The 22,562-nt window shown below is 67.3% G+C and carries 26 protein-coding genes; 11 read left to right on the forward strand and 15 right to left on the reverse strand.

Annotation, left to right across the window (positions count from 1 at the left end; genetic code table 11):
* Nucleotides 1-44: 44 nt before the first annotated feature.
* The 9 genes from KF780_03115 to KF780_03155 all read right to left on the reverse strand — a co-directional run bounded on the left by KF780_03115 (nt 45) and on the right by KF780_03155 (nt 5,588).
* Entirely contained in the window at nt 45-752 is a 708-nt protein-coding gene (locus KF780_03115; protein ID MBX3560782.1) for a cell wall hydrolase, read from the reverse strand.
* Between the two features lie 155 nt (nt 753-907).
* A complete protein-coding gene (locus KF780_03120) occupies nt 908-1,249 on the reverse strand; it encodes a DUF1491 family protein (protein MBX3560783.1) in 342 nt (113 codons plus the stop codon).
* Nucleotides 1,246-1,704: a PaaI family thioesterase gene (locus tag KF780_03125; GenBank protein MBX3560784.1), complete on the reverse strand. Its 459-nt coding sequence runs from the start codon at nt 1,702-1,704 to the stop codon at nt 1,246-1,248. The genes KF780_03120 and KF780_03125 overlap by 4 nt, the downstream gene beginning before the upstream one ends.
* Nucleotides 1,694-2,161 (reverse strand): PTS sugar transporter subunit IIA, encoded by a 468-nt coding sequence (locus tag KF780_03130; protein ID MBX3560785.1) that lies wholly within the window; start codon nt 2,159-2,161, stop codon nt 1,694-1,696. The genes KF780_03125 and KF780_03130 overlap by 11 nt, the downstream gene beginning before the upstream one ends.
* Nucleotides 2,162-2,215: 54 nt before the next feature.
* Entirely contained in the window at nt 2,216-2,785 is a 570-nt protein-coding gene (gene raiA, locus KF780_03135; GenBank protein ID MBX3560786.1) for a ribosome-associated translation inhibitor RaiA, read from the reverse strand.
* Nucleotides 2,786-2,862: 77 nt separating this feature from the next.
* Nucleotides 2,863-3,573: a DNA polymerase III subunit epsilon gene (gene dnaQ / locus KF780_03140; protein ID MBX3560787.1), complete on the reverse strand. Its 711-nt coding sequence runs from the start codon at nt 3,571-3,573 to the stop codon at nt 2,863-2,865.
* 7 nt (nt 3,574-3,580) lie between these two features.
* Entirely contained in the window at nt 3,581-4,177 is a 597-nt protein-coding gene (gene coaE / locus KF780_03145) for a dephospho-CoA kinase (protein ID MBX3560788.1), read from the reverse strand.
* Nucleotides 4,174-4,770 (reverse strand): Maf family protein, encoded by a 597-nt coding sequence (locus KF780_03150; GenBank protein MBX3560789.1) that lies wholly within the window; start codon nt 4,768-4,770, stop codon nt 4,174-4,176. Before KF780_03150 ends, coaE begins: the two co-directional genes overlap by 4 nt.
* Nucleotides 4,767-5,588 carry a kinase/pyrophosphorylase gene (locus KF780_03155; GenBank protein MBX3560790.1) on the reverse strand — a complete coding sequence of 274 codons (822 nt, stop codon included), beginning with the start codon at nt 5,586-5,588 and terminating at the stop codon, nt 4,767-4,769. Before KF780_03155 ends, KF780_03150 begins: the two co-directional genes overlap by 4 nt.
* A gap of 321 nt (nt 5,589-5,909) precedes the next feature.
* Here KF780_03155 and hemE point away from each other — a divergent pair, with 321 nt between their 5' ends.
* The 4 genes from hemE to KF780_03175 all read left to right on the forward strand — a co-directional run bounded on the left by hemE (nt 5,910) and on the right by KF780_03175 (nt 9,640).
* Nucleotides 5,910-6,938: a uroporphyrinogen decarboxylase gene (gene hemE, locus KF780_03160; protein ID MBX3560791.1), complete on the forward strand. Its 1,029-nt coding sequence runs from the start codon at nt 5,910-5,912 to the stop codon at nt 6,936-6,938.
* Nucleotides 6,938-7,390, forward strand: a complete 453-nt coding sequence (locus KF780_03165) for a CopD family protein (GenBank protein ID MBX3560792.1) — start codon at nt 6,938-6,940, stop codon at nt 7,388-7,390. Before hemE ends, KF780_03165 begins: the two co-directional genes overlap by 1 nt.
* A gap of 150 nt (nt 7,391-7,540) precedes the next feature.
* Nucleotides 7,541-8,797: a transcription termination factor Rho gene (gene rho, locus KF780_03170; protein ID MBX3560793.1), complete on the forward strand. Its 1,257-nt coding sequence runs from the start codon at nt 7,541-7,543 to the stop codon at nt 8,795-8,797.
* A 150-nt stretch (nt 8,798-8,947) separates the two neighbouring features.
* On the forward strand, nt 8,948-9,640 hold the full coding sequence (locus KF780_03175) for a TerC family protein (protein MBX3560794.1): 693 nt from the start codon (nt 8,948-8,950) through the stop codon (nt 9,638-9,640).
* A 205-nt stretch (nt 9,641-9,845) separates the two neighbouring features.
* On the opposite strand, the gene KF780_03180 is transcribed toward KF780_03175, so the two are convergent.
* Nucleotides 9,846-10,550: a dienelactone hydrolase family protein gene (locus tag KF780_03180; GenBank protein MBX3560795.1), complete on the reverse strand. Its 705-nt coding sequence runs from the start codon at nt 10,548-10,550 to the stop codon at nt 9,846-9,848.
* Between the two features lie 81 nt (nt 10,551-10,631).
* On the opposite strand from KF780_03180, the gene KF780_03185 reads away from it, so the two are divergent.
* The 6 genes from KF780_03185 to KF780_03210 are packed head-to-tail and all read left to right on the forward strand — an operon-like array spanning nt 10,632 to nt 16,334.
* A complete protein-coding gene (locus tag KF780_03185; protein ID MBX3560796.1) occupies nt 10,632-10,868 on the forward strand; it encodes a hypothetical protein in 237 nt (78 codons plus the stop codon).
* A complete protein-coding gene (gene mnmE, locus KF780_03190; GenBank protein ID MBX3560797.1) occupies nt 10,865-12,139 on the forward strand; it encodes a tRNA uridine-5-carboxymethylaminomethyl(34) synthesis GTPase MnmE in 1,275 nt (424 codons plus the stop codon). Before KF780_03185 ends, mnmE begins: the two co-directional genes overlap by 4 nt.
* A 40-nt stretch (nt 12,140-12,179) precedes the next feature.
* Nucleotides 12,180-14,030 (forward strand): tRNA uridine-5-carboxymethylaminomethyl(34) synthesis enzyme MnmG, encoded by a 1,851-nt coding sequence (mnmG, locus tag KF780_03195; GenBank protein ID MBX3560798.1) that lies wholly within the window; start codon nt 12,180-12,182, stop codon nt 14,028-14,030.
* Nucleotides 14,030-14,662, forward strand: coding sequence for a 16S rRNA (guanine(527)-N(7))-methyltransferase RsmG (gene rsmG / locus KF780_03200; GenBank protein MBX3560799.1), 633 nt, complete (start codon nt 14,030-14,032; stop codon nt 14,660-14,662). Before mnmG ends, rsmG begins: the two co-directional genes overlap by 1 nt.
* Nucleotides 14,659-15,441 (forward strand): ParA family protein, encoded by a 783-nt coding sequence (locus KF780_03205; GenBank protein MBX3560800.1) that lies wholly within the window; start codon nt 14,659-14,661, stop codon nt 15,439-15,441. The genes rsmG and KF780_03205 overlap by 4 nt, the downstream gene beginning before the upstream one ends.
* Nucleotides 15,438-16,334, forward strand: coding sequence for a ParB/RepB/Spo0J family partition protein (locus tag KF780_03210; protein ID MBX3560801.1), 897 nt, complete (start codon nt 15,438-15,440; stop codon nt 16,332-16,334). Before KF780_03205 ends, KF780_03210 begins: the two co-directional genes overlap by 4 nt.
* A 189-nt stretch (nt 16,335-16,523) precedes the next feature.
* On the opposite strand, the gene holA is transcribed toward KF780_03210, so the two are convergent.
* The 4 genes from holA to KF780_03230 are packed head-to-tail and all read right to left on the reverse strand — an operon-like array spanning nt 16,524 to nt 21,044.
* Nucleotides 16,524-17,549 (reverse strand): DNA polymerase III subunit delta, encoded by a 1,026-nt coding sequence (gene holA / locus KF780_03215; GenBank protein MBX3560802.1) that lies wholly within the window; start codon nt 17,547-17,549, stop codon nt 16,524-16,526.
* A complete protein-coding gene (locus tag KF780_03220; protein MBX3560803.1) occupies nt 17,546-18,046 on the reverse strand; it encodes a hypothetical protein in 501 nt (166 codons plus the stop codon). The genes holA and KF780_03220 overlap by 4 nt, the downstream gene beginning before the upstream one ends.
* Nucleotides 18,046-20,547, reverse strand: coding sequence for a leucine--tRNA ligase (gene leuS / locus KF780_03225; GenBank protein MBX3560804.1), 2,502 nt, complete (start codon nt 20,545-20,547; stop codon nt 18,046-18,048). Before leuS ends, KF780_03220 begins: the two co-directional genes overlap by 1 nt.
* Before the next feature lie 23 nt (nt 20,548-20,570).
* Nucleotides 20,571-21,044 (reverse strand): DUF3576 domain-containing protein, encoded by a 474-nt coding sequence (locus KF780_03230; protein MBX3560805.1) that lies wholly within the window; start codon nt 21,042-21,044, stop codon nt 20,571-20,573.
* A gap of 270 nt (nt 21,045-21,314) precedes the next feature.
* Between KF780_03230 and KF780_03235 the strand changes: the two genes are divergently transcribed.
* The gene (locus tag KF780_03235; protein MBX3560806.1) at nt 21,315-22,028 is read left to right on the forward strand and encodes a hypothetical protein; all 714 of its coding nucleotides are present in this window, start codon (nt 21,315-21,317) and stop codon (nt 22,026-22,028) included.
* Here KF780_03235 and KF780_03240 read toward each other — a convergent pair.
* Nucleotides 22,025-22,501 carry a thiamine phosphate synthase gene (locus KF780_03240; protein ID MBX3560807.1) on the reverse strand — a complete coding sequence of 159 codons (477 nt, stop codon included), beginning with the start codon at nt 22,499-22,501 and terminating at the stop codon, nt 22,025-22,027. The genes KF780_03235 and KF780_03240 overlap by 4 nt on opposite strands.
* Nucleotides 22,502-22,562: the final 61 nt, after the last annotated feature.

A 22,562-nucleotide genomic window follows, 5' to 3' on the forward strand; every position in this document is an offset into this window, starting at 1 on the left:
GGGCACTGGAGAGCGGGCCGATCCAACCGGCCAAGCTACGGAGCCTAGCGGTAGAAGACGTGATTGCCGATCGTGGCGACCCGGGTCAGACGCCAGCGCGGATTGACGTGACGGGCATGGAAGAACAGCGCGTTTGGCGCGCCGCCATCGGCGAGATCCCGGATGGCGATCTGCGCGATCGCGACCGCGATGCGCCAGTCGCGCGAACCTTGCGGCGGGGTCGGGATGACACCACGGCGGACGAACGAGAACTGGCTGGCCTGGCGCACCACGCCGCAGATCGAATCGGGGAACCGACCGGACCGCGAGCGGTTGATGATGACCTCGGCGACAGTGAGCTGCCCCGTGAGCGGTTCGCCCTTGGATTCGTAATAAACGGCGCGGGCGAGACATTCGGCCTCTTCGTCCGGCGTCTCGGTGCCGGCATAATCATCGACCAGCGCCGCCAACGAGCGTCCGTCGCGTTCCGCCTCGCGCAGAATCTCGCCCTGCTCGGCCGGCGCGATCGCATGGGTGGCGATGGGGGTGGAGAAATCCACGTCCTGGGCGAGCCGGGCGGGCTCGTTGGCCGCGTTGAGGCCGAGATCGCCGCTCTGCTGGAGTGCGAGGCCGGCATGGGCGGCATAGGAGGAAGCCGGGGCGCCCGCCGCCTCCGAAGCGATCGAAGGTCCGGCAAAACCGGCCAGGCCGGCGGCCGCGGAAAAACAGATGGCCGCCGCGGCGAGGGCCGCGGTGCGAACGTTGCTTCGCATTGAAACTCTAATCATTGCGGTCGGCCGAGCCATGACGGGCGAGAATCGTTCACCCCGGTCTCCCTCCCGTCTCGCGTGCCGCCTGGTCCTGCCCGGATCGCGGTCGGCCCCCGCTCTGAGTGCTTCAAGCCCGCTAGAGCCGCCCGCCGACCACGTCAACCGAACCCGTTCATTTCAGCGGCGAAGCGTTCGGCCGATACGATATCCAGTTCCACGATCCACAGATCGGGATCGAAGCGCCGCTTGCGTTCAAGCAAGTCGGAAAATTCCATTTCAGTATCAGTGCCTTGCGACGAAACATCTTGCCACGTATAGCGCCCGTCGAGCTGCAATGCGCGCTCGAGCAAAGCGGCGGGACGGCCGCGTTCACGCAGAACGACGGCGATTGCGCCGGCGGTCGCGTCCCCTTTTGCGACAATCGCGCCGAAACCTCCTTCGGACTCAGCGCGGCGAATCAGCGCGCCGACCAGGACCGAGCTCGCCAGCCGCGGCGTCATCGGGCCGGCCGATAGCCCTCGAGGCCGGCGAGCGGGATATGCGAGCGCATGAAGGTGCCGGTGCCGCGGCCGGCCTCCTCGCCGTCGGGCGTTACCAGCCGCGCCTCGCCGACGAACACGCGGCGCTTGCCGCTGATCCAGCGTCCTTCGGCGATCACCGGCCCGGCCTTGAGCGGCCGGGTGAAGACGAGGTTGAAGGCGGTGGTAAGCAGAAAGCGGTCGCTGACCAGGCTGTTGCAGGCGTAAAAGGCGGCATCGTCCATCATCTTGAAATAGACGGTGCCATGCGCGGCGCCGGCGGCATGGAAGCTCTCCGGGACGATCTCGAAGCGGATGCGCGCGAAGCCGGGCTCGACGATCTCGAGTCGGGACTCGAACAGCGCGTTGACCGGCGCGGCGGCGTAGAGGGATTCAAGCGCGCGGAAATGGGCACGCTCGCCCCCTTCAGGCGACATTCCTGGCTTCCTCTCCCGCCAGCAGCGCGTAGAGCGCATCTTTCGAGCCCGCGCCGCGCAGCTTGGCCATGGTCGCGCGGTCGCGGAAGGCGCGGCTGACGCTGGCGAGCGCCTTCAGATGATCGGCGCCGGCATCGGGCGGCGAGAGCAGCATGAAGACGAGGTCGACTGGCAGGCCATCGACCGCGCCGAAATCGATAGGCTGGGACAGGCGCGCGAAAGCGCCGACGACCTGGCCAAGACCCTCGACCTTGCCGTGCGGGATCGCCGCACCGCCGCCGAAACCGGTCGAGCCGAGCTTTTCGCGAGCGTTCAGCGCCGCGACGATGTCCCTTACCGCGATCCCGGTCCTGCGGCTCATCGTGGCGGCCAGCAGCTGGAACAGCGCCTTCTTGTTGGTCACGGTGAGGCTCGCCTCCACCGCGTCGCCGGTCAGTATTTCGTTCAAATCGCTCATCATTGTATCGGGCACGGGCCCGGCCCCTGTTGCGGGAAAAATGGTGCGGAAAGGTCAGGCCTGCTTCGGCTCGACCCAGCCGATCGTGCCGTCGCCCCGCCGATAGACCATGTTGAAGCGGTCTGTCGCGCTGTTGCGGAACATGAGCGCATTGGTGTCGCGCAAGTCGAGCAGCATCACCGCATCAGACACGGTCGCATTCGGAATATCGACGCGGGTCTCGGCGACAACCGGTGGATGATCGACCGGCTCCTCGGTCTCCGGCGGCGGCGCGAACACGGTGTAGGCGGCATCGATCTCTGCTTCGGCATGAGCGACCTGCATATGCCGGTCCTTCAGCCTGCGCTTATAGCGGCGAAGCTGGGTCTCGATCCGGTCGGCGGCCTGGTCGAGCGCCACATGGGCGTCGTTGGCCGCGGCACGACCCTTCAGGACGACGCCCTGCGGCACATGAGCGACGATGTCACAGGTGAAACTTCGGTCATAGGGACCCTTGCCGAACGTCACCTGCGCCGAAACGGCGCGGGAGAAATATTTGTCGGCGATCCCGTTCAGCCTCTGATCGACATGGTTGCGCAGCGCCTCGCCGGTATCGATCTGATGGCCGGAGACACGAATGTCCATCACCTGGCTCCCGATGAAGAGCCCGAACAGGGCCCTGAAATATCACGCCCGGCATGTGGGCGCACGTTCGCGCAAGGTCAACCGCGGCCGCCGAGTCGATTCCAGATCGGATCCTTGATCCCGGCCAGGAATGTCGCATGGCGCGCCAACTCCGCCTCGCTCGGTCCGTGCGGGCGGGGCGGACGCGCGACGCGTACCGACGGCGCGGCTTCGACCAACATGTCGGCGGGCCGGGCTTCCGCCGTGACCAAGTCCGCAACCAGCGTCAGCCCGATCTGCCGGCCGCCGGTCAGCTCGACATAGACCTGGGCGAGCAATTGCGCGTCGATCAGCGCGCCATGCTTGACGCGGAGCGAGCGATCGACCCCAAAACGGGTGCAGAGCGCGTCGAGGCTGTGCTTGGCGCCCGGAAATTTCTGACGGGCGATGGCGAGCGTGTCGACCATTCGCGAATGGCAGACGGTCGGTCGGCCGCAGCCGCCCAGCTCGTGATTGATGAAGCCGAAATCGAAGGTCGCATTGTGCGCGACCAGCGGCGAATCGCCGATAAAGTCGAGCAGCGACTCGCAGATGTCCTCGAAGACCGGCTTGTCGGAAAGGAAGCGTTCGGACAGCCCGTGCACCGCTTCGGCTTCGGACGGCATCGCGCGGCCCGGATTGAAATAGGAATGGAAGGTGCGACCGGTTTCGACCCGGTTGAAGAGCTCGACGCAGCCGATCTCGACCAGGCGGTCGCCATTGACGGGGCTGAGGCCGGTGGTTTCGGTGTCGAAGACGATCTCGCGCATGGCCAGCCTATGAATCCGCCGGCGCGGCGAGGCAAGCGGCGATCACCTTGCGCACCGCATCGCGCGTCGCGTCCATTGAAACATCGGTCGGAATCACGAAATCCGCGCGCGCACGCTTCTCGGCATCCGGTGTTTGGTGCGACAGGATGCGCGCGAATTTCTCGGGCGTCATGCCGGGCCGCGCCAGCGTGCGCATTTGCTGGATGTCTTCGTCCGCCGAGACGACGGCGATCTTGTCGACGACTTCGTCCATACCCGTTTCGAAGAGCAGCGGAATGTCGAGCAGCACAAGCGGCCTTTCGGCATGTTCGGCCAGAAACGCTACGCGGGCGTCACCCACCGCTGGATGAACGATGGCCTCGAGCTGCTTCAGGATCGCCCGATCGGCGAGCACCCGCGCCGCCAGAGCCTCGCGATCAACGCCCTCCGGCCCCGTCGTGCCCGGAAAGGCCGCTTCGATCGCATCGACCAGCATGCCGCCCGGACCCTGCAGGTGCCGAACCGCCGCGTCGGCGTCGAAGACCGGCACGCCTTCGTCGGCGAACATGCGCGCGACCGTGGACTTGCCCATGCCGATGGAGCCGGTGAGTCCCAGGACGATCATGCAGCGATCATAGACCTCTCGCGCAGGAAAGCGAGCAAAGGGATGAGCGGCAGGCCCAGAATCGCGAAATGGCTGCCCTCGATCCGATCGAATAGCTGCGCGCCCGCGCCTTCGATCGCATAGCCGCCGACATTCCAGCGCACCGATTCAAAATTACGGTCGAGATAGGCTTCGAGAAAGGCATCGCTGAAATCGCGCATGACGAGCTTGGCACTTTCGGTCGCCGACCAGACGGGCGTCCCGTTCTGCACGATCGACGCGGCCGAGTGGAGCCGATGGCTCTTCCCCGCCAGCCGCCGGAGCTGATCGCGCAGCTCCAAACGCGATGCGGCCTTGCTCAACACGGCACCCTGCTCGGTTTCCAGCACCTGATCCGCGCCCAGCACCAGCGCATCGGCAGGTGCCGCAGCGCTCAGCGCCTTCGCTTCCGCCAGCTTTCCGGCGAGCATTCGGGCATCCGCCGCGCTTGAGGCCATGACGTCAAGCTTGGCCGCCTCCTCGTCGAGGGACGCATCGACAAGCGCGAAGCGCACGCCGGCATCAGCCAGCATCCGCCGCCGCGTCGCGCTTCTGGAGGCGAGCAACAGCGTCATCCGGCCGCCTTCTCCAACCTCTCCGCATAGAGCTTCGCAATAGCGAGCGCGCTCTCCTCGATCGAGCGGCGCGTCACGTCGATCACCGGCCAGCCCTGATCGGCGAACATGCGGCGCGCGAAGGCCAGCTCGGCATTGACCGCGTCGCCGTCGACATAGTCTGTCTCCGGCGCCTGGTTAAGCGAGAGCAGCCGGTTGCGCCTGATCTGGATCAGCCGTTCGGGATTGGTGGTGAGGCCCACGATCAACGGGTGTTTGAGCAGGAACAACGACGGCGGCGGCGGCGATTCCCGCACGAGGGGCACATTGGCGACCTTGAAGCCACGATTTGCGAGGTAGATGCTGGTCGGTGTCTTTGAAGTGCGGGAGACGCCGGCGAGGATGATGTCCGCTTCCTCCCAGTTTTCCGGGCCGATGCCGTCGTCATGGGCGATGGTGAACTGGATCGCATCGACGCGGGCGAAATAGGCGGCGTCGAGTGCGTGCTGTCGGCCGGACCGCCCCTTCGCCTGCTGCCCGCTCACCGCCGCCAGCGCGTCGAGCACCGGATCGAGCACCGAAACGGCGTGAATCCTGCGCTGCCGGCACTTGCGCTCGAGCTCCTTGCGAATCGTGGGATTGACCACGGTGTAGAGCACCAGGCCCGGCCGCTTTTCGACATCGTCCAGCACCCGGTCGAGATGTCCTTCAGATCGCACCATCGGCCAAGGATGGCGGATCGCCTCGACATCATCGAACTGGGCGAGGCAGGCATTGGCGACCATGTCGAGCGTCTCGCCCGTCGAGTCCGAAATGAGATGCAGATGCAACTGCTTCATCGCGAGAGACGATTCCGGGGGCTGTGGAAAAACATGGGGAAATCGCTAGCGGAAGCCTGGGTGCGGCGGCAAGGACAGGATTCGCCCACGTTCGAACATCAATCGTCCACAGCCCCGCGAACATGGTAAAGAATCCACGACCGAACTGTGGATCGTGGGGATCATGCACGCGAATCCGCACAAAGCCGCGGCTCCCGGCAAGTCAAGCTGTTGGCAAAATATGTGCGAGCCCATAAACCCCGTTTTGCCCACGCCAACTCACTTCAACAGACTCTCTATTATCTAATAAGAATAGAAAGAGAGCGGAGCGCCCAGCCCGTCATGACCGGTTCGTACAAGCCGCTTCTGAACGTCCTAAACGGCGGAAAAACCGAGATAAATCCGGTTTGGCTGATGCGTCAGGCGGGGCGCTACCTGCCCGAATATCGCGCGCTGCGGGCTGAGAAGGGTGGATTCCTCGCGCTGGTCAACGATCCCGAGGCCGCAGCCGAGGTCACGCTCCAGCCGATCCGCCGCTTCGGCTTCGATGGTGCCATCCTCTTTTCCGACATCCTGATCGTGCCGCACGCTTTGGGCCAGGATCTGACTTTCGGCCCGGGCGAGGGACCGCGCCTTTCCCCGCGCTTGCTCGATGCCGCCTTGGCCGGGCTGGAGCGCGTCCCGGCCCGGCTGGCGCCGATCTACCGCACTGTGGAGAAAGTGAAATCGCGCCTGCCCGCCGAAACGACCTTTCTCGGTTTCGCGGGCAGCCCCTGGACGGTCGCGACCTATATGGTCGCAGGCCAGGGCAGCCGCGACCAGAGCGAGACGCGCGGCTTCGCTTATGCCGATCCGGCCGCTTTCGCCGAGATCGTCGACACGATCGCCGACATGACGATCGACTATCTGGTCGGCCAGGCCGATGCCGGGGTCGAGGCGGTGCAATTGTTCGACAGCTGGGCGGGCAGCCTCGCCCCGGCCCAGTTCGAGCAATGGGTGATCGCGCCGACCGCGCGGATCTTCGCCGGCGTGAAGGCGCGGCGACCCGATCTGCCCGTGATCGGCTTTCCGAAGGGCGCCGGCGCCCGGCTCGCCGCTTATGCGCGCGAAACCGGGGTGGATGCGGTCGGGCTGGACGAGACGATCGATCCCGCCTGGGCGGCGCGCGAACTGCCCGAGGACCTGCCGACGCAGGGCAATCTCGATCCCCTCGCCTTGCTGGCTGGCGGCGAGGCGCTTGAAAAAGCGGTGGCGCGCATCCTATCTGTGTTCGCGGGGAGGCCGCATATTTTCAATCTCGGCCACGGCATCATCAAGGAAACCCCGATCGCTCATGTCGAACGCCTGCTCCAACTGGTACGCGATCGGTGATCGATGATTTTGGATGGGCGCTCGGCGTGACCTACGCATGGTTGAAGGCCGGCCATATCATCTTCGTCATCTTCTGGGTCGCTGGCCTGTTCATGCTGCCGCGATTCTACGTCTATCATCAGGAATCGGCGCCCGGATCGGATGAGGAAGCGCGCTGGATCGAGCGCGAGCGCAAGCTGCGCACGATCATCATTACGCCGGCCATGTCCCTGGTCTGGATACTGGGCCTGGCGCTCGCTTATGTGACAGACGCCTGGCAGCAGGGCTGGTTCATGACCAAGTTTGCGCTCGTTTTCGCCCTGTCCGGCTATCATGGCTGGATGGTTGGCTACGGCCGAAAACTCGCCGCCGGCCAGCGCCCGGTCAGCGGGCGCGCCCTAAGGATGATGAACGAGATTCCCGGCATCGCGGTCGTGTTGATCGTCGTGCTGGTGATCGTGAAGCCGTTCTAGCTGTCTTCCCCAGCTTGACTCGCCTTTGGGCGACGCATAACGCCGGTGCAGTCGTTGGCCCGCCGTCCGCGTGGGTGTTCAAGCTGCATCACAATTTCGAACCTTCTGAGCTTTTCAACGCCCAGAATCCGACTCAAGACGAGAAACTAAATGCATCTCAAAGATCTGAAGCAGAAGACGCCCGCCGAGCTGGTCGCGCTCGCCGAGGAGCTCGGCGTCGAAGGCGCCTCCACCCTGCGCAAGCAGGAACTGATGTTCTCGATCCTCAAGGTCCGTGCCGAAAATGGCGACGAGATCATGGGTCAGGGGACGATCGAGGTCCTGCAGGACGGCTTCGGCTTCCTGCGCTCAGCCGATTCCAACTATCTGGCCGGCCCCGACGACATCTATGTCTCGCCCAACCAGGTCCGCAAGTTCGGGCTGCGCACCGGCGACACGGTGGAAGGCGAGATCCGCGGCCCCAAGGACGGCGAACGCTATTTCAGCCTGGTGCGCGTCAGCCAGGTCAATTTCGACGATCCCGAGGCGGTCCGCCACCGCGTCAATTTCGACAATCTGACGCCGCTCTATCCGGACGAGAAGCTGCGGCTCGACACGCTCGATCCGACGCTTAAAGACAAGTCGGCGCGCGTCATCGACATCATCTCGCCTCAGGGCAAGGGCCAGCGCGCGCTGATCGTCGCGCCGCCGCGCACCGGCAAGACGGTGCTGCTCCAGAACATTGCCAAGGCGATCACCGACAACCATCCCGAGGTCTTCCTGATCGTGCTGCTGATCGACGAGCGGCCGGAGGAAGTGACCGACATGCAGCGCAGCGTGAACGGCGAGGTCATCTCCTCGACCTTCGACGAGCCCGCCAGCCGCCACGTCCAGGTCGCCGAGATGGTGATCGAGAAGGCCAAGCGTCTGGTCGAGCACAAGAAGGATGTCGTCATCCTGCTCGATTCGATCACCCGCCTGGGCCGCGCCTACAACACGGTGGTGCCGAGCTCGGGCAAGGTGCTGACCGGCGGCGTCGACGCCAATGCGCTGCAGCGGCCGAAGCGCTTCTTCGGCGCCGCGCGCAACATCGAGGAGGGCGGCTCGCTCTCGATCATCGCCACCGCCCTCATCGACACCGGCTCCAAGATGGACGAGGTGATCTTCGAGGAGTTCAAGGGCACCGGCAATTCCGAGATCGTGCTCGACCGCAAGGTCTCCGACAAGCGCATCTTCCCGAGCCTGGATGTCGGCAAATCCGGCACCCGCAAGGAGGAGCTGCTGGTCGAGCAGGGCACGCTTTCCAAGATGTGGGTACTGCGCCGCATCCTCATGCAGATGGGCACGGTCGATGCCATGCAATTCCTTCTCGACAAGATGAAGGACAGCAAGACCAACGAGGATTTCTTCGCTTCGATGAACCAATAGGCGCGATCGCCGTTGCGTATTTTCTCCGCTTTGCCGCCACCCGCGCCCTCTGTAGAGAAGTGCCGGTGACGGCGGCGGCAAGACGGGAAATGGAAATCGAACGTGACTGATCTTCTTTCTATATTCGCGGTCGGCACTGCCGGGGCCCCCATGGATCTGGGCGGCCTCAGCGGCATGTGGGATCACATCGTCAACGATTTCTCGAACATCACTGACCCCTCGAACATGAGGGCCTTTTTCCTGGTGATCGCGATCGACCTGCTGCTCGCGGCCGACAATGCGATCATCGTCGGCGCTCTTGCCGCCGGCCTGCCGGCGGATCAGCGGCGCAAGGTCATCATCATCGGCGTGCTCGCCGCCCTGGTGCTGCGCATCGCCTTCGCGCTCGTCGTCGTCCAGCTCATGAACATCGTCGGGTTGATCTTCATCGGCGGTCTGTTGCTGCTGTGGGTCGCGTTCAAGATGTGGCGCGAGCTGCGCCATGTCGGCGGCGTCCATTCGCCCGGTTCGCCCGAGGTTCCGGGCGACGAGCATTCTGGCCTCAGGCCGGCCAAGAGCTTCTGGGGCGCGGTCTGGGCCGTCGCGATCGCCGATGTGTCGATGAGCCTCGACAACGTGCTGGCCGTCGCCGGCGCGGCGGGGGACCATCCCGGCATCATGATCGTCGGCCTGGTCTTCGCCGTCGCGCTGATGGGCGTCGCGGCCAACTTCCTCGCCAGGCTGATCGAGCGCTACAAGTGGCTCGCTTATATCGGCCTGCTGCTCGTCCTCTATGTCGCGCTCGACATGATGTACAAGGGATGGGTCAACCCCACCGTGGGCGTCGGGACGTTGTTCGGCTGAATCAGCACCAGGGCGGCTACCGAACGGGAGTCGCCCTGGTCTTTTCAGTTGTCGTCACCCCGCCCTGTCACAAAAGCTCCTTTTTGCGGGTCTACCGGCCAAATTCATGAAGCACGGACCAAACGAGGCCGGCCGCTGCGCGCAATGCGCCTTCTGGCTGCGCATCCTGCTCTGGGCGAGCCGCCGGGCGGGAGCCTGACCGGCTTCAATCCCGGGCGATGTGCGCGGCGAAGAAGGCTTCCGTGCGGCTGTCGGCGAGCCGGGCGGCCGCCTCGCTCCGGCGATTGCCCATCGCGACCGCGAAGCCGTGATCCTCGCCGGGATAATCGTGGAGCGTGACCCGGGGCTCGTCATCCAGCCCTGCGTGGATCAGCTGTTGCTTGTCGGGTGTGACGAAATGATCGGCGCCGGCGATGTGGAGCATGAGCGGGCGGGCGATCGCGTGCTTCTCGCCCAGCAGGCCCTCCAGCCCGACGCCGTAATAGCCGACGCTCGCGTCCACGTCGGTGCGCGCCGCGGTCATGAAAGCGAGCCGGCCGCCCAGGCAGTAGCCGACCGCGCCGACCCTGCCGCCTTCGGGCAGCCGTTTGCGCGCGGCGCGGATCGCCGCCTCGATGTCGGCGACGCCCCGGTCCTGATCGAAGCGGTTCATCAGGGCGAGCGCCTGCTTGAACTCCTCCGGCATGTCCGGATCGAGCTCGACGCCCGGCTCCAGCCGCCAGAACAGGTCCGGCGCGACGGCGAGATAGCCGAAGCCCGCCCAATGATCGCATTTGGCGCGGATGCCGGGATTGATCCCGAATATCTCCTGGATGACGACGATGGCGCCGCGCGGGGTGGATGAAGGCTCGGCGAGATAGCCGGGGAAGCTGCCCTCATGATCCAGCGCGGGAATGTCGATGATGGCCATGCGCGGCTCCTCTCGCTTGCTTTTGGCGGGACTATAGACTTAGAGGCGGAGCGACCAACAGCTGCGAAAGGATCCGGCCCCATGAAAGTCTCGGTCGATGTCGATTGCACGCCGGAAGAGGCGCGCCGGTTCCTGGGCCTGCCCGATCTGACGCCGGTGCACGAGGCCTATGTCGAGAAGATGAAGAGCGTGGTCACCGAAGGCGCCTCGTCCGAGATGTTCGGCGACATGATGAAGGCCTGGGGCCCGATGAACGAGGCGGGGATGAATCTGTGGCGCCAGATGCTGGGGAGCGCCGGCGGGAAGTCGTCCAGCTGACCGACACGATCTACGCATTGTCGTCCGGCGCGCCGCCGGCCGCGATCGCCGTGGTGCGGATCAGCGGGCCGAAGGCGGGCGAGGCGCTGACGGCGCTGGCCGGGACGTTGCCGCCGCCGCGCACGGCGCGGCTGGCGGCGCTCCGGCAGGCGGGCGAAGTGCTCGACCATGCGCTGGTGCTGCACTTTCCGGGGCCGAACAGCGCGACCGGCGAGGACGTAGCGGAGCTCCATCTGCATGGCGGGCGATCGGTGGTGGCCGCCGTGCTGGCGGCGCTGGCGGCGATGCCGGGGCTGCGCGCTGCCGAATCCGGCGAGTTCACCCGGCGGGCGTTCGAGCATGGCCGGATCGATCTTGCCGAGGCCGAGGGGCTGGCCGATCTGCTCGCCGCCGAGACGGAATCGCAGCGCCGCGCGGCGCTGGCGCTGGCCGGCGGGGCGCTCAGCCGGCAGGTGGAGGCGTGGCAAAAGCGGCTGCTCGCCATCGCGGCGGGAATCGAGGCCGAGCTCGATTTCGACGACGAGGGTGATGTCCAAAAGTTAGGCAAAAGTCAGCCCAAGGACGAGGTGGCGGCGCTGGCCGCCGAGCTGGGCGATTGGCTGGCCCGGCCCTCCGCCGAACGGCTGCGCGACGGCGTCCGGGTCGTGATCGCGGGGCCGCCGAATGCAGGAAAATCCAGCCTTATCAATGCTTTGGTGGGCCGCGAGGCAGCAATCACGTCCGCTATCGCGGGGACGACGCGCGATCTGGTGGAGGCGCCGGTGGCGCTGGGCGGCACGCCCTTCCTGTTCACCGACACGGCGGGGCTGCGCGACAGCCATGATGCGATCGAGGCGATCGGCGTGGCGCGGGCGCGCAACGTGATGGACGCCGCCGATATCATTCTGTGGCTCGGGCCGCCGGAGGATTGTCCGCAAACCGAGCGGGCGATCCTCGTCCAGACCAAGGCCGATCTCGATCCGCCGCCGCGCGCGCACGATATCGCGGTATCGGCGGTCACGGGGGCGGGTCTGGCGGAGCTCGCCGCGCTGCTGGTCGCGCGGGCCGCAGCTCTGCTGCCGGCGGAAGGCGAGACGGCGCTCAACGCCCGGCATCGCGCCGCGCTGGCCGAGGCGGCCGACTGGCTGGGCGAGGCGGCGCGGACGGACGATCTGCTGATCGCCGCCGAATCGCTGCGCCAGGCCCGCGCCGCGCTCGACCGGATCACCGGGCGTGCGGGCGTGGAGGACATGCTGGACGCCCTGTTCGGGCGCTTCTGCATCGGGAAGTAAGGCATGTTCCACGTGGAACATATGCGCTAGAGGCGCGCGCGTGACTCGATCTTTCGACATCATCGTGGTGGGCGGCGGCCATGCCGGGACCGAAGCGGCGGCCGCCGCGGCGCGGATGGGCGCGTCGGTGGCTTTGGTCAGCTTCACCCGCGACCAGATCGGCGCGATGTCGTGCAATCCGGCGATGGGCGGCCTGGGCAAAGGGCATCTGATCCGCGAGGTCGATGCCTTTGACGGGCTGATCGCGCGCGCCTCGGACCGCGCGGCAATCCATTACCGGATGCTCAACGCCAGCAAGGGCGCGGCGGTGCGCGGGCCGCGCATCCAGGCCGACCGCAAGCTCTACAAGCGCGCGATCCACGATCTGGTCGGCGCGCAGGCGGGGCTGGAGATTGTCGAGGGCGAGGCGAGCGCGCTGAAGCTCGACGGGCGGCGCGTGACCGGGCTGACACTCGCGGACGGGCGGGACCTGGCGGCGAAGGCCGTCATCCTCGCTACCGGCACCTTCCTCGGCGGCAAGCTGCATTTCGGGATGACGTCCAGCGCGGGCGGTCGCGTTGGCGAGCGGGCCGCGACGGCGCTGGCGCATCAGTTGCGCGCGCTGGACCTGCCGCTGGCACGACTCAAGACGGGCACGCCGCCGCGTCTCGACGGGCGCACGATCGACTGGGCCGTGCTGGAGCGGCAGGAATCGGACGACGGCGACTGGACGATGTCGCCGATGAGCCCCGGCCGCGCCGTGCCGCAGCTTTTCTGCGCGATCACCCGAACCAACGCGCGAACCCACGAGATCATCCGCGCCAATCTCGACCGTTCGCCGCTTTTCGCCGGGGAGATCAGCGGCGTGGGCCCGCGCTACTGCCCGTCGATCGAGGACAAGGTGCACCGCTTCGGCGGCCGGGACGGGCACCAGATCTTCCTCGAGCCCGAGGGGCTGGACGATCCCACCGTCTATCCCAACGGCATTTCCACGTCGCTGCCCGAGGACGTGCAGCGCGATTTCGTCCGCTCGATGCCGGGGCTGGAGCGGGCCGAGATCCTCCAGCCGGGCTATGCCGTGGAATATGACCATGTCGATCCGCGTATCCTGGACGCGACGCTGGCGGTGCGCGATGTGGAGGGCCTCTATCTGGCCGGGCAGGTCAACGGGACGACCGGCTATGAGGAGGCCGCCGCGCAGGGGCTGGTCGCCGGGCTGAACGCCGCCGCCTGGGCCGGCGGCAAGGCGGCGATCATCCTCGATCGCGCGGACTCCTATATCGGCGTGATGATCGACGATCTCGTCCTGCAAGGCGTCACCGAGCCCTATCGGATGCTGACGGCGCGGGCGGAATACCGGCTGCGGCTGCGCGCCGACAATGCCGAGGCGCGGCTGACGCCGATCGCCATCGCGGCGGGCTGCGTCTCGCCGGAGCGGCTGCGGCATTTCGAAGCGGCGCAGGCGGAGCGCGGCCGGATCGAGGCGCTGCTGGCACAGGCGATGCCGGCCAGGCCCCTGCGCGATGCGGGCATTGCGGTTCGCGACGACGGCGTGAAGCGCAGCCTCGGCGAATGGCTGCGCTTTCCGGAGCTGGACGGGGAGGGGCTGAAGCGGCTCGCTCCGGCCTTCGCGGAGGTGCCGGCGGAGCGGCTCGAGGAAGCGATCCAGGACCATCGCTACGCGCCTTATGTCGAGCGGCAGGCCGGGGAGATCGCGCGGCTGCGCGCGGACGAGGCCGTGCGGATTGCGGCCGATCTCGATTATGCGGGCATTGCCGGCCTTTCCAACGAGATGGTCGAGCGCCTGTCCGCCGCCCGGCCCGCGACGATGGGCGCGGCCGCGCGCATCCGGGGCATCACGCCGGCAGCGCTGGCGGCGATCCTCGTATATTCACGGCGCAAGGCGGCCTGATGGACGAGGCGGCGGCGCGTGCCTGGATGGCGTCCGAATATGATGTTTCACGTGAAACATTGGCGCGGCTGGACGCCTTCGCCGCGCTGCTCCGCGAGGAGAATGGGCGGCAGAATCTGGTGTCCAAGGCCAGCCTCGACCGGCTCTGGCTTCGTCATATCGCCGATTCGGCCCAGCTCCTGCGCTTCGCGCCGTCGCCGGAGGCGAGCTGGATCGATCTCGGCAGCGGGCCGGGCTTTCCGGGGCTGATCGTCGCCGCGCTGCATCGGGGACCGGTGACCTTGGTCGAGGAAAGGCGGCTGCGGGCCGAGTTCCTCCATCGCGCGGCGGAGGTCTTGGGCATCGAGGTCGAGATACTGGGCATGAAGGTGGAGCGCGTGCCCGCCCGTCCGTTCGACGTGATCAGCGCCCGCGCCTTCGCGCCGCTGGAGAAATTGCTGACGCTGGCCACAGGATTTTCCACAGGAAACAGCCTCTGGGTGCTTCCCAAGGGACGAAATGCGCAGTCGGAACTGGATGCGCTCGATCCTTCGTGGCAGGGTGACTTCCGGCTCGAGCAGAGCGTCACCGATCCCGAAGCCGGCATCATCGTCGCGCGCGGGGTCAGCAGAACCGGAGGAAAGCGACGATGATCCGGATCGCGGTCGCCAATCAGAAGGGCGGGGTCGGCAAGACGACGACCGCGATCAACCTCGCCACCGCGCTCGCCGCGACCGGCTGGCGGGTGCTGCTCATCGATCTCGATCCGCAGGGCAATGCCTCGACCGGGCTCGGCATCGGCCAGGCGCTGCGCGATCGTTCCAGCTACGAATTGCTGACCGGGCAGGCCACGCTGGAGGAGGTCGTCGTCCAGACAAGGGTGCCGCGACTCGACATCGTGCCGGCCAAGGTCGACCTGTCCGGCGCGGAGATCGAACTCATTGATTTCGAACGCAGAACCCATCGGCTCGACGGGGCGCTGGAAAATGTGCCGCCGGGGCGCTGGGACGTCTGCCTGATCGATTGCCCGCCTTCGCTCGGCCTGCTCACCGTCAACGCGCTGATCGCCGCCAATGCGATCCTGGTCCCGCTCCAGGCCGAATTCTTCGCGCTGGAGGGCCTCAGCCAGCTTCTCCAGACGGTCGAGCGGGTGCGCGGGCGCTTCAATCCCGAGCTGTCGATCCTGGGCGTCGCGCTCACCATGTACGACCGGCGCAACAACCTCTCGTCCCAGGTCGGCGACGATGTCCGCGCCTGCCTGGGCGATCTGGTGTTCCAGACGGTGATCCCGCGCAACGTGCGGCTGTCCGAGGCGCCGAGCCACGGCATCCCGGCGCTCATCTACGATCATCGCTGCCCGGGCTCGGAAGCCTATATGGCGCTGGCCCGCGAGCTGATCGCCCGACTGCCGCGCAAGGCGGAGGCGGCATGAGCGACGAGGCGCCGCGCACGTCCGCAAAACGCCCTTCCGGGCTGGGGCGCGGCCTGTCCTCGCTGCTCGGCGAGGTTTCGCGTGAAACGCCGGTCTCCGGCGGCGGCGTGACCGGCGACGTGCGGCGCATCCCGGTCGCCAGCATCGAGCCCAATCCCGCCCAGCCGCGCCGGATCTTCGCCGAGGACGCGCTGGCCGAGCTCGCCGAATCGATCTCCGCGCGCGGCGTCATCCAGCCGATCATCGTGCGCCCGCACGGCCATCGCTTCCAGATCGTCGCCGGCGAACGGCGCTGGCGCGCGTCACAGAAGGCGCGGCTGCACGAGATACCGGCGATCGTCCGCGAATTCAGCGACGAGGAGACGCTGGAAGTCGCGCTCGTCGAGAATATCCAGCGCCGGGACCTCAACGCGATCGAGGAGGCGCAGGCCTATAAAAGGCTGATCGACGATTACGGCCACACCCAGGACGCGCTCGGCAAGATCGTCCACAAATCGCGCAGCCATGTGGCTAACCTCATGAGATTGCTTGATCTTCCGGCGAAGGTCCAGGTCATGGTCGGCGCCGGGCAATTGAGCATGGGCCATGCCCGCGCGCTCGTTTCCGCGCCCGATCCGGAAGGGCTGGCCGACGAGGTGCTGCGCCGCGGCCTGTCGGTGCGCGAGACCGAGAAGCTGGCGCGCGAGGGCAAGCCGACCCGCCAGCGCCCGCTGCCGATCGAATATAAGGGCGCCCATGCCGACATCGCCGCGCTGGAGCGACAATTGGGCGACATGCTGGGCCTCAAGGTCGCGATCAAGCACAGCCCTAAAGGCGGGCAGGTGACGCTCGGTTACACGACGCTCGACCAACTCGACATGATCTGCCAGCGCCTCAGCGGGGACAAGTTTTAGGATGCTACCGCCGTGGGAGGCGCATCCTGACCTTCCCGAAGGCTCTATTGGCTGGCGAATGGGGAGAGGCGAAGACCATTGGCTCGCCTTTCGCGAGTGGTTTCTCAGCCTTGACGCTGAAGAAAAGGAGGCATGCATCGCCTCACATCCGGAACCTCCCCTATGGAGGGGCTATTACTCCCGCCTGGGTTAACGCAGCCGCGCCGCCTGGCGGCAGATGGCGAAGAGTTCGGCTTCGGCGGCGATCGGGCCGGGGCCGCCGGTGGTCATCACCTGCTTCTCGGTTTCGACCAGGCGCGCGATCGCCTTGGCGATGACCTCGCCCGGCCAGCGGCCCAGCACCCGCTCGATCGCATCTTTTTCCTTCCAGAACAATTGCTTGCCGGCTGACGCCATGACGTCGCGCGGGCGCTTGCCTTGGTCCACCTCGACCCGGTAGCGGGCGAGCATCACCATGCGGCGCAGCATCGCCCGGGTGAGGCCGATGCCGTCGCGGCCTTCGGCGCGCAGGCGGGAAATCTCGCTCGCCAGCGCTCCCGCGTCGCCGCCGAGCACGCTGTCGACCAGTCGGCTGAGATCGCCTTCGTCCGCATCGGCGCCGAGCGCGTCGATCGCGTCATGGTCGAGCAGCCTGGGGGCGCCGGGTGCGGCGTCGAGATAGAGGGCGTATTTCTCCAGCTCCAGCGCGATCAGCGCGCGATTGCCGCCGCAGCCTTCGGCGATCCGCGCCGCGACGTCGCCGCGCACCTCCAGCCCGAGCGGGCGGGCGGCCTCCTCGACGATCCGCGCATGATCGCGCGCGTCGGGCAGGTAGCTCGCGCAGGCCAGGGCCGATTTCGCCCCCTGGGCCAGCTTCACCAGACGCGAGGTGCCGCGCAGCGCGCCGGCGAGGATCAAGACGGGATTGCCGGCGGCGGGCGCTTCGATCAGCGCCTCGACGGCGGGCACGATCTCCTCGCCCGCCTGCTCGACCAGGATCCAGCGTTTGTCGCCGAACATGGAGATGGCGGCGGCCTCGTCGGCGAGCCGGGCCGGATCGGCCTTCAGGTCGGCGCCGGTCAGATCGATCCGCTCGGCGCCTTCGCCCATCGCGGCGGCGAGCAGCTTCATCAGGCTGCGGCTGCCCGCCTCGTCGGGGCCGTAGAGGAGGAAGGCGCGCGTCTCGCCGGGGCTTTTCAGCGCGCGCTCCATCTCAGGGCGCTTCGCCGCCGTCATCGCCGCAACTGCCCGTTCCGGGTGCGCGAGGCGTAGAGAGCGACGCGCGCGACGATCTGGTCGGCGACCTCGACGGCGAGCCGCTCCAGCGCGGTCTGCTCGGCCGCGACCGTGGCATATTCGCTGGAGACGACGTCGATGCCGGCGTCGGAGCCGGCGGTGGCGTCGAGCACGACCGTGCCGAGCTCGGCATCGACGAGGCGGTAGCGGGCGCGCAACGTGCGCCGTTCGCGGGTCACCGCATCGTCCGAGCGGATACCGAAGCCGGTGATATTGTCGTCCAGCGCGACTTCCAGCCGGTAGCGCGGCACCGTATTGCTGCCGAGCCGGTCCTCCAGCGCGGTGCGGACCAGCCAGCCGGCGCGCCCCGGGATCGGCGCCACCGCGACCGATTCGAGCGCCTGCGCGACCGGGCCGCGCGCGCCACCGGCATAGAGCGGACGCAGCGTGCAGCCGGTGAGAGCGAGCGCGATGCCGATCAGGACGGCGCGCTTCATCATGCGACGATGTTCACCAGGCGATCGGGGACCACGATGACCTTCTTCGGCGCCGCGCCGGCGAGGATTCGCTGCACGCTGGCATTGGCAACGGCCATCGCCTCGAGCTGTTCCTTCGGCGCGCCCTTGGCGGCCGTCACCGTGTCGCGCAGCTTGCCGTTGACCTGGATGGCGATCGTCACCTCGTCCTCGACGAGCAGCGCCGGATCGGCCTCGGGCCAGGGCGCATCGGCGATCATGCCTTCGCGGCCCGCGGCGGCCCAGGCCTCCTCGGCGATGTGCGGCACCATCGGCGCGGCGAGGCGCAGCAAAGTCTCCACCGCCGCGCGGCGCGAGGCGGACGGCTGCGCCTTCTCGATCGCGTTGGCGAGTTCGTAGAGATTGGCGACCGCTTTGTTGAAGGCGAGCGCCTCGATATTGGCGCTGACCGCCGCGACCGTCTGGTGCAGCTTGCGGTCGAGCGGCTTGTCTTTCCCGTCTCCGGCCTGATCGCTGGAGAGAATGCGCCAGAGCCTCTGGATGAAGCGCCACGAACCTTCGATGCCCGATTCGCTCCATTCCAGATCGCGCTCGGGCGGGCTGTCGGAGAGCATGAACCAGCGCACCGCGTCCGCGCCGTACTGATCGACGATCGGTTCGGGATCGACCGTGTTGCGCTTGGACTTGGACATCTTCTCGACGCGGCCGGAGACGACCTTGTCGCCCTTGGCCAAAGCGGCCTCCGCCTCTTCGGGCAGCAGCCACTTGCCGGCGGCGTCCTGATAGGTGCGGTGCGTCACCATGCCCTGGGTGAACAGTCCCCGGAACGGCTCGGCCACGTCGATCATGCCGATGCGCTGGAGCGCGCGGGTCCAGAAGCGGGCGTAGAGCAGGTGCAGGATCGCATGCTCGACCCCGCCGATATACTGATCGACCGGCAGCCAGCGTTCGGCCACCGCCTTGTCGAACGGCCGGTCCGCCGGCTGGCTGGCGAAGCGGATGAAATACCAGGAGGAATCGACGAAGGTGTCGAGCGTGTCGGTCTCGCGCACCGCCTTGGCGCCGCATTTCGGGCAATCGACATGCTTCCAGGTGGGATGCCGCTCCAGCGGGTTGCCGGGAATGTCGAAGCTCACGTCCTCGGGCAGCGTCACCGGCAGCTGGTCCTCCGGCACGGGCACCGCGCCGCACGCGTCGCAATGGACGATCGGGATCGGCGTGCCCCAGTAACGCTGGCGCGAGACGCCCCAGTCGCGCAGCCGCCAGGCGGTCGTGCCCTGGCCCCAGCCCTCCGCTTCGGCGCGGGCGATCACGGCGGCCTTGGCCGCCTCGACGTCCTTGCCGTCCAGGAAGCGCGAATTGACCAGGATGCCGTCGCCCGGCTCGGCCGCGTCGCCGATCGGCTTGTCCGCCTCGCCGGCGCTGGGGGCGACGACGCGCTGGATGTCGAGGCCGTATTTGGTGGCGAATTCGAAATCGCGCTGATCGTGCGCGGGCACGCCGAAGACGGCGCCGGTGCCGTAATCCATCAGCACGAAATTGGCGATGAAGACCGGCAGCTCCCAATCGGGATCGAGCGGATGATAGGCCTCGCCGATCTCCAGCCCCAGCTTCTCCGCCGTCTCCAGCTCGGCCGCCGTCGTGCCGCCCTGCTTGCACTTGGCGATGAACGCGGCGACCTCGGGCGAGCGCTCGGCATATTCCTGCGCGAGCGGATGATCGGGCGAGACGGCGACGAAGCTGGCGCCGAAGATCGTGTCGGGCCGGGTGGTGAACACCTCGATCGACTTGATCCCGCCGCGCTGCGCCGGCTCGATCGCGAAGCGGAAGTTCATGCCCCGGCTCTTGCCGATCCAGTTTTCCTGCATCAGCCGAACCTTGTCGGGCCACTGGTCGAGCGTGCCCAGCCCGTCGAGCAGCTCCTCGGCGAAGTCGGTGATCTTCAGGAACCACTGGCTGAGCTTGCGCCGCTCGACCAGCGCGCCGGAGCGCCAGCCGCGCCCGTCGATCACCTGCTCATTGGCGAGCACGGTCATGTCGACCGGGTCCCAGTTGACCTCGCTCTCCTTGCGATAGACGAGGCCGGCCTCGAACAGGTCCACGAAGAGCGCCTGTTCCTGCCCGTAATAGGCCGGATCGCAGGTCGCCAGCTCCCGGCTCCAGTCGAGCGCGAAGCCGAGGCGCTTCAATTGCGCCTTCATCGTCGCGATGTTGGATCGGGTCCATTCCCCCGGATGGACCTGGCGCTCCATCGCCGCATTCTCGGCCGGCATGCCGAAGGCGTCCCAGCCCATCGGGTGGAGCACTTCGAAGCCGTTCATCCGCCGGTAGCGGGCGAGCACGTCGCCCATCGTGTAGTTGCGGACATGGCCCATATGGATGCGCCCCGACGGATAGGGGAACATCTCCAGGATATAGGCCTTCGGGCGCGACGAATCGTTCGAGGCGTGGAAGGTCCCCGCCTCGTCCCAGGCCTGCTGCCAGCGGGCATCGGCCGTCAGAGGATTGAAGCGCGATGCCATCGCGGCGCTGTGTCCTTATGAAATCAGCCGATGGTGGCGGCGCGCCTCAGGTCGCGGGCGCGGGTGAGGATGATCTCCTCGAGCCGCTGGACGGTCGCCGCGGTCACCGGCGCTTCGGTCCACTGGCCGTTCTGCATGGTTTGGCGCGCCGCCGTCACCTGCAACGCGTCGGCGCGCAGGTCTCGATCGAGAATGGCGACGCTGACCCGCACGCGCTCGTTCGGGTTTTGCGGATTGGCATACCAGTCGGTGGCGAGCACGCCGCCGTTCGAATCGCTCTGGACGATCGGCGCGAAGGAAAGCGTTTCGAGCGCGGCGCGCCAAAGATAGGCATTAACGCCGATCGTCGTGACCTGGCTGGCGGCAAGGTCCGCCTGCTTGGCGCGATTCTCGGGCGAGCGGCCGAAGGTGCGGTTGATGTCGTCGCGGATGAACTGGCAGCCGGCCAGCGACACCGCGCAGACAGCGGCCAGGCCGATATGAAGAAGGCGTGCCATTCGTAAAAATCCTCGGAAAAAAACGGGTCCCTTGCCGGCCGTTATAGATATCGGGGCGCCCCCGGCAAGCGCCTCTTGCCGCGCATCGCGCCGGAATCCGGGCGGCGGATCGCAGGACCGGCCGGCGCGGCGGTTGTGGGAAACGTGCAACAGAATGTGCGATTCGGCACGAGTCCCGGGCGCGATGGCCGCCTTTGCTAGGAATCCGGGCCGAGTCGCACTAGATTTCCGCTGGAATTGGAGTCGGATGCCTTGAGCACAGCAAGGACCCTGGGAACGGCAGGAGGCGCATCGCTGGTCGCGGTGGCGCTTTTGCTCGCCCCCGCTCTGGCTGCCGAAACGCTTTCGCGGGGCAAGGCACGCGCCCCCATCGCCGCGACTCAGGCGCGCTCGGTGGGCGCCTTCACGCCCGCAGTCTCCGATCCGCGGCTGGCCGCCGTGCTGGCGCGCAACGGTACGCTCGATACCGATCTGCGCTTTACGCCCGCCGCCGCCGCCACCGATCGCAGCCGCGCCGTCCGGGTCGCGATTCGCGCCCGGGCCAACACGCCGGCGGAAGCGGCCCGCGGTGTCCTTACCGCCACATCGGCGACGCCGGTGACGGCGATCACGCCCAGTTCCTACAATCTCGGCGTTTCGCTGGGCTGGCGGCGCTTCGCCATATCGGGCGACATCGCCCATTCCGACGGCGGCATCGTTCCCGGCGCGCGCGATTCGGCCCAGATCGGCATGAGCTACCGCGCCAATCGCCGGCTGACCGGCCGAGTCGAGGTCGCCGCCGAACGTGCCGAGGGCGCGCAGCGGATCGTCGGCGAGGATGAGGCCTATTCCCTCGACGTCGGCGGCGCCTTCTCGATCACGCGCAATATCGATGTCACCGCCGGCGCCCGCTATCGTATCACGCGCGACAATATCGATTCGATGTCGCGCGACGAGCGCCGCGACAGCCAGGCCGTCTATGTCGGCACGGCGTTCCGCTTCTAACCGCCCAGCCAGGCATCGATCCCCGCCCAGCCATATGCTCCCGCAGCGGCGGTGTCGCGCGCGCGCGACGCGTCCATCCCCCCCAGCGCGATGACCGGGAGCCGGGTTGCCCGGACCAGAGCAGCGAAATCTTTCAATCCCAGCGGCCTCGCGCCCGGATGACTGCGCGTGGCGAAGAGCGGCGAAAGGAACAGGAGATCGGCGCCGTCGCGCTCGGCGGCGCCGATCTCGTCCAGATCGTGAACCGGCGCGCTGCGCAGTCCGCCGCCGGGGCCGCGCCCATGGCTGCCGTCCGCGCCCCAGGCGAGGGCGGTAGCCGCTGGGCCGGCCAGCAGGAGGAGGTGATTCTTCGATGTGGCACGCACCCGGTCGAACAGCTCGCGCCGCTCGGCTTCCGGCAGGCTGTAATGCCGCATCACGATGCCCGAGCCCTCCGGCAGCCGCCCGATCGCGGCGAACAGGCCGTCGCCCATCCGCTCGTCGGTCATCAGCCAGGTCGTCGGCAGGGCTTGGCGGGTCGGCATCCGCCTTCCT

Origin of the sequence: Sphingomonas sp. (assembly GCA_019635535.1) — a bacterium.
GTDB lineage: Bacteria > Pseudomonadota > Alphaproteobacteria > Sphingomonadales > Sphingomonadaceae > Allosphingosinicella.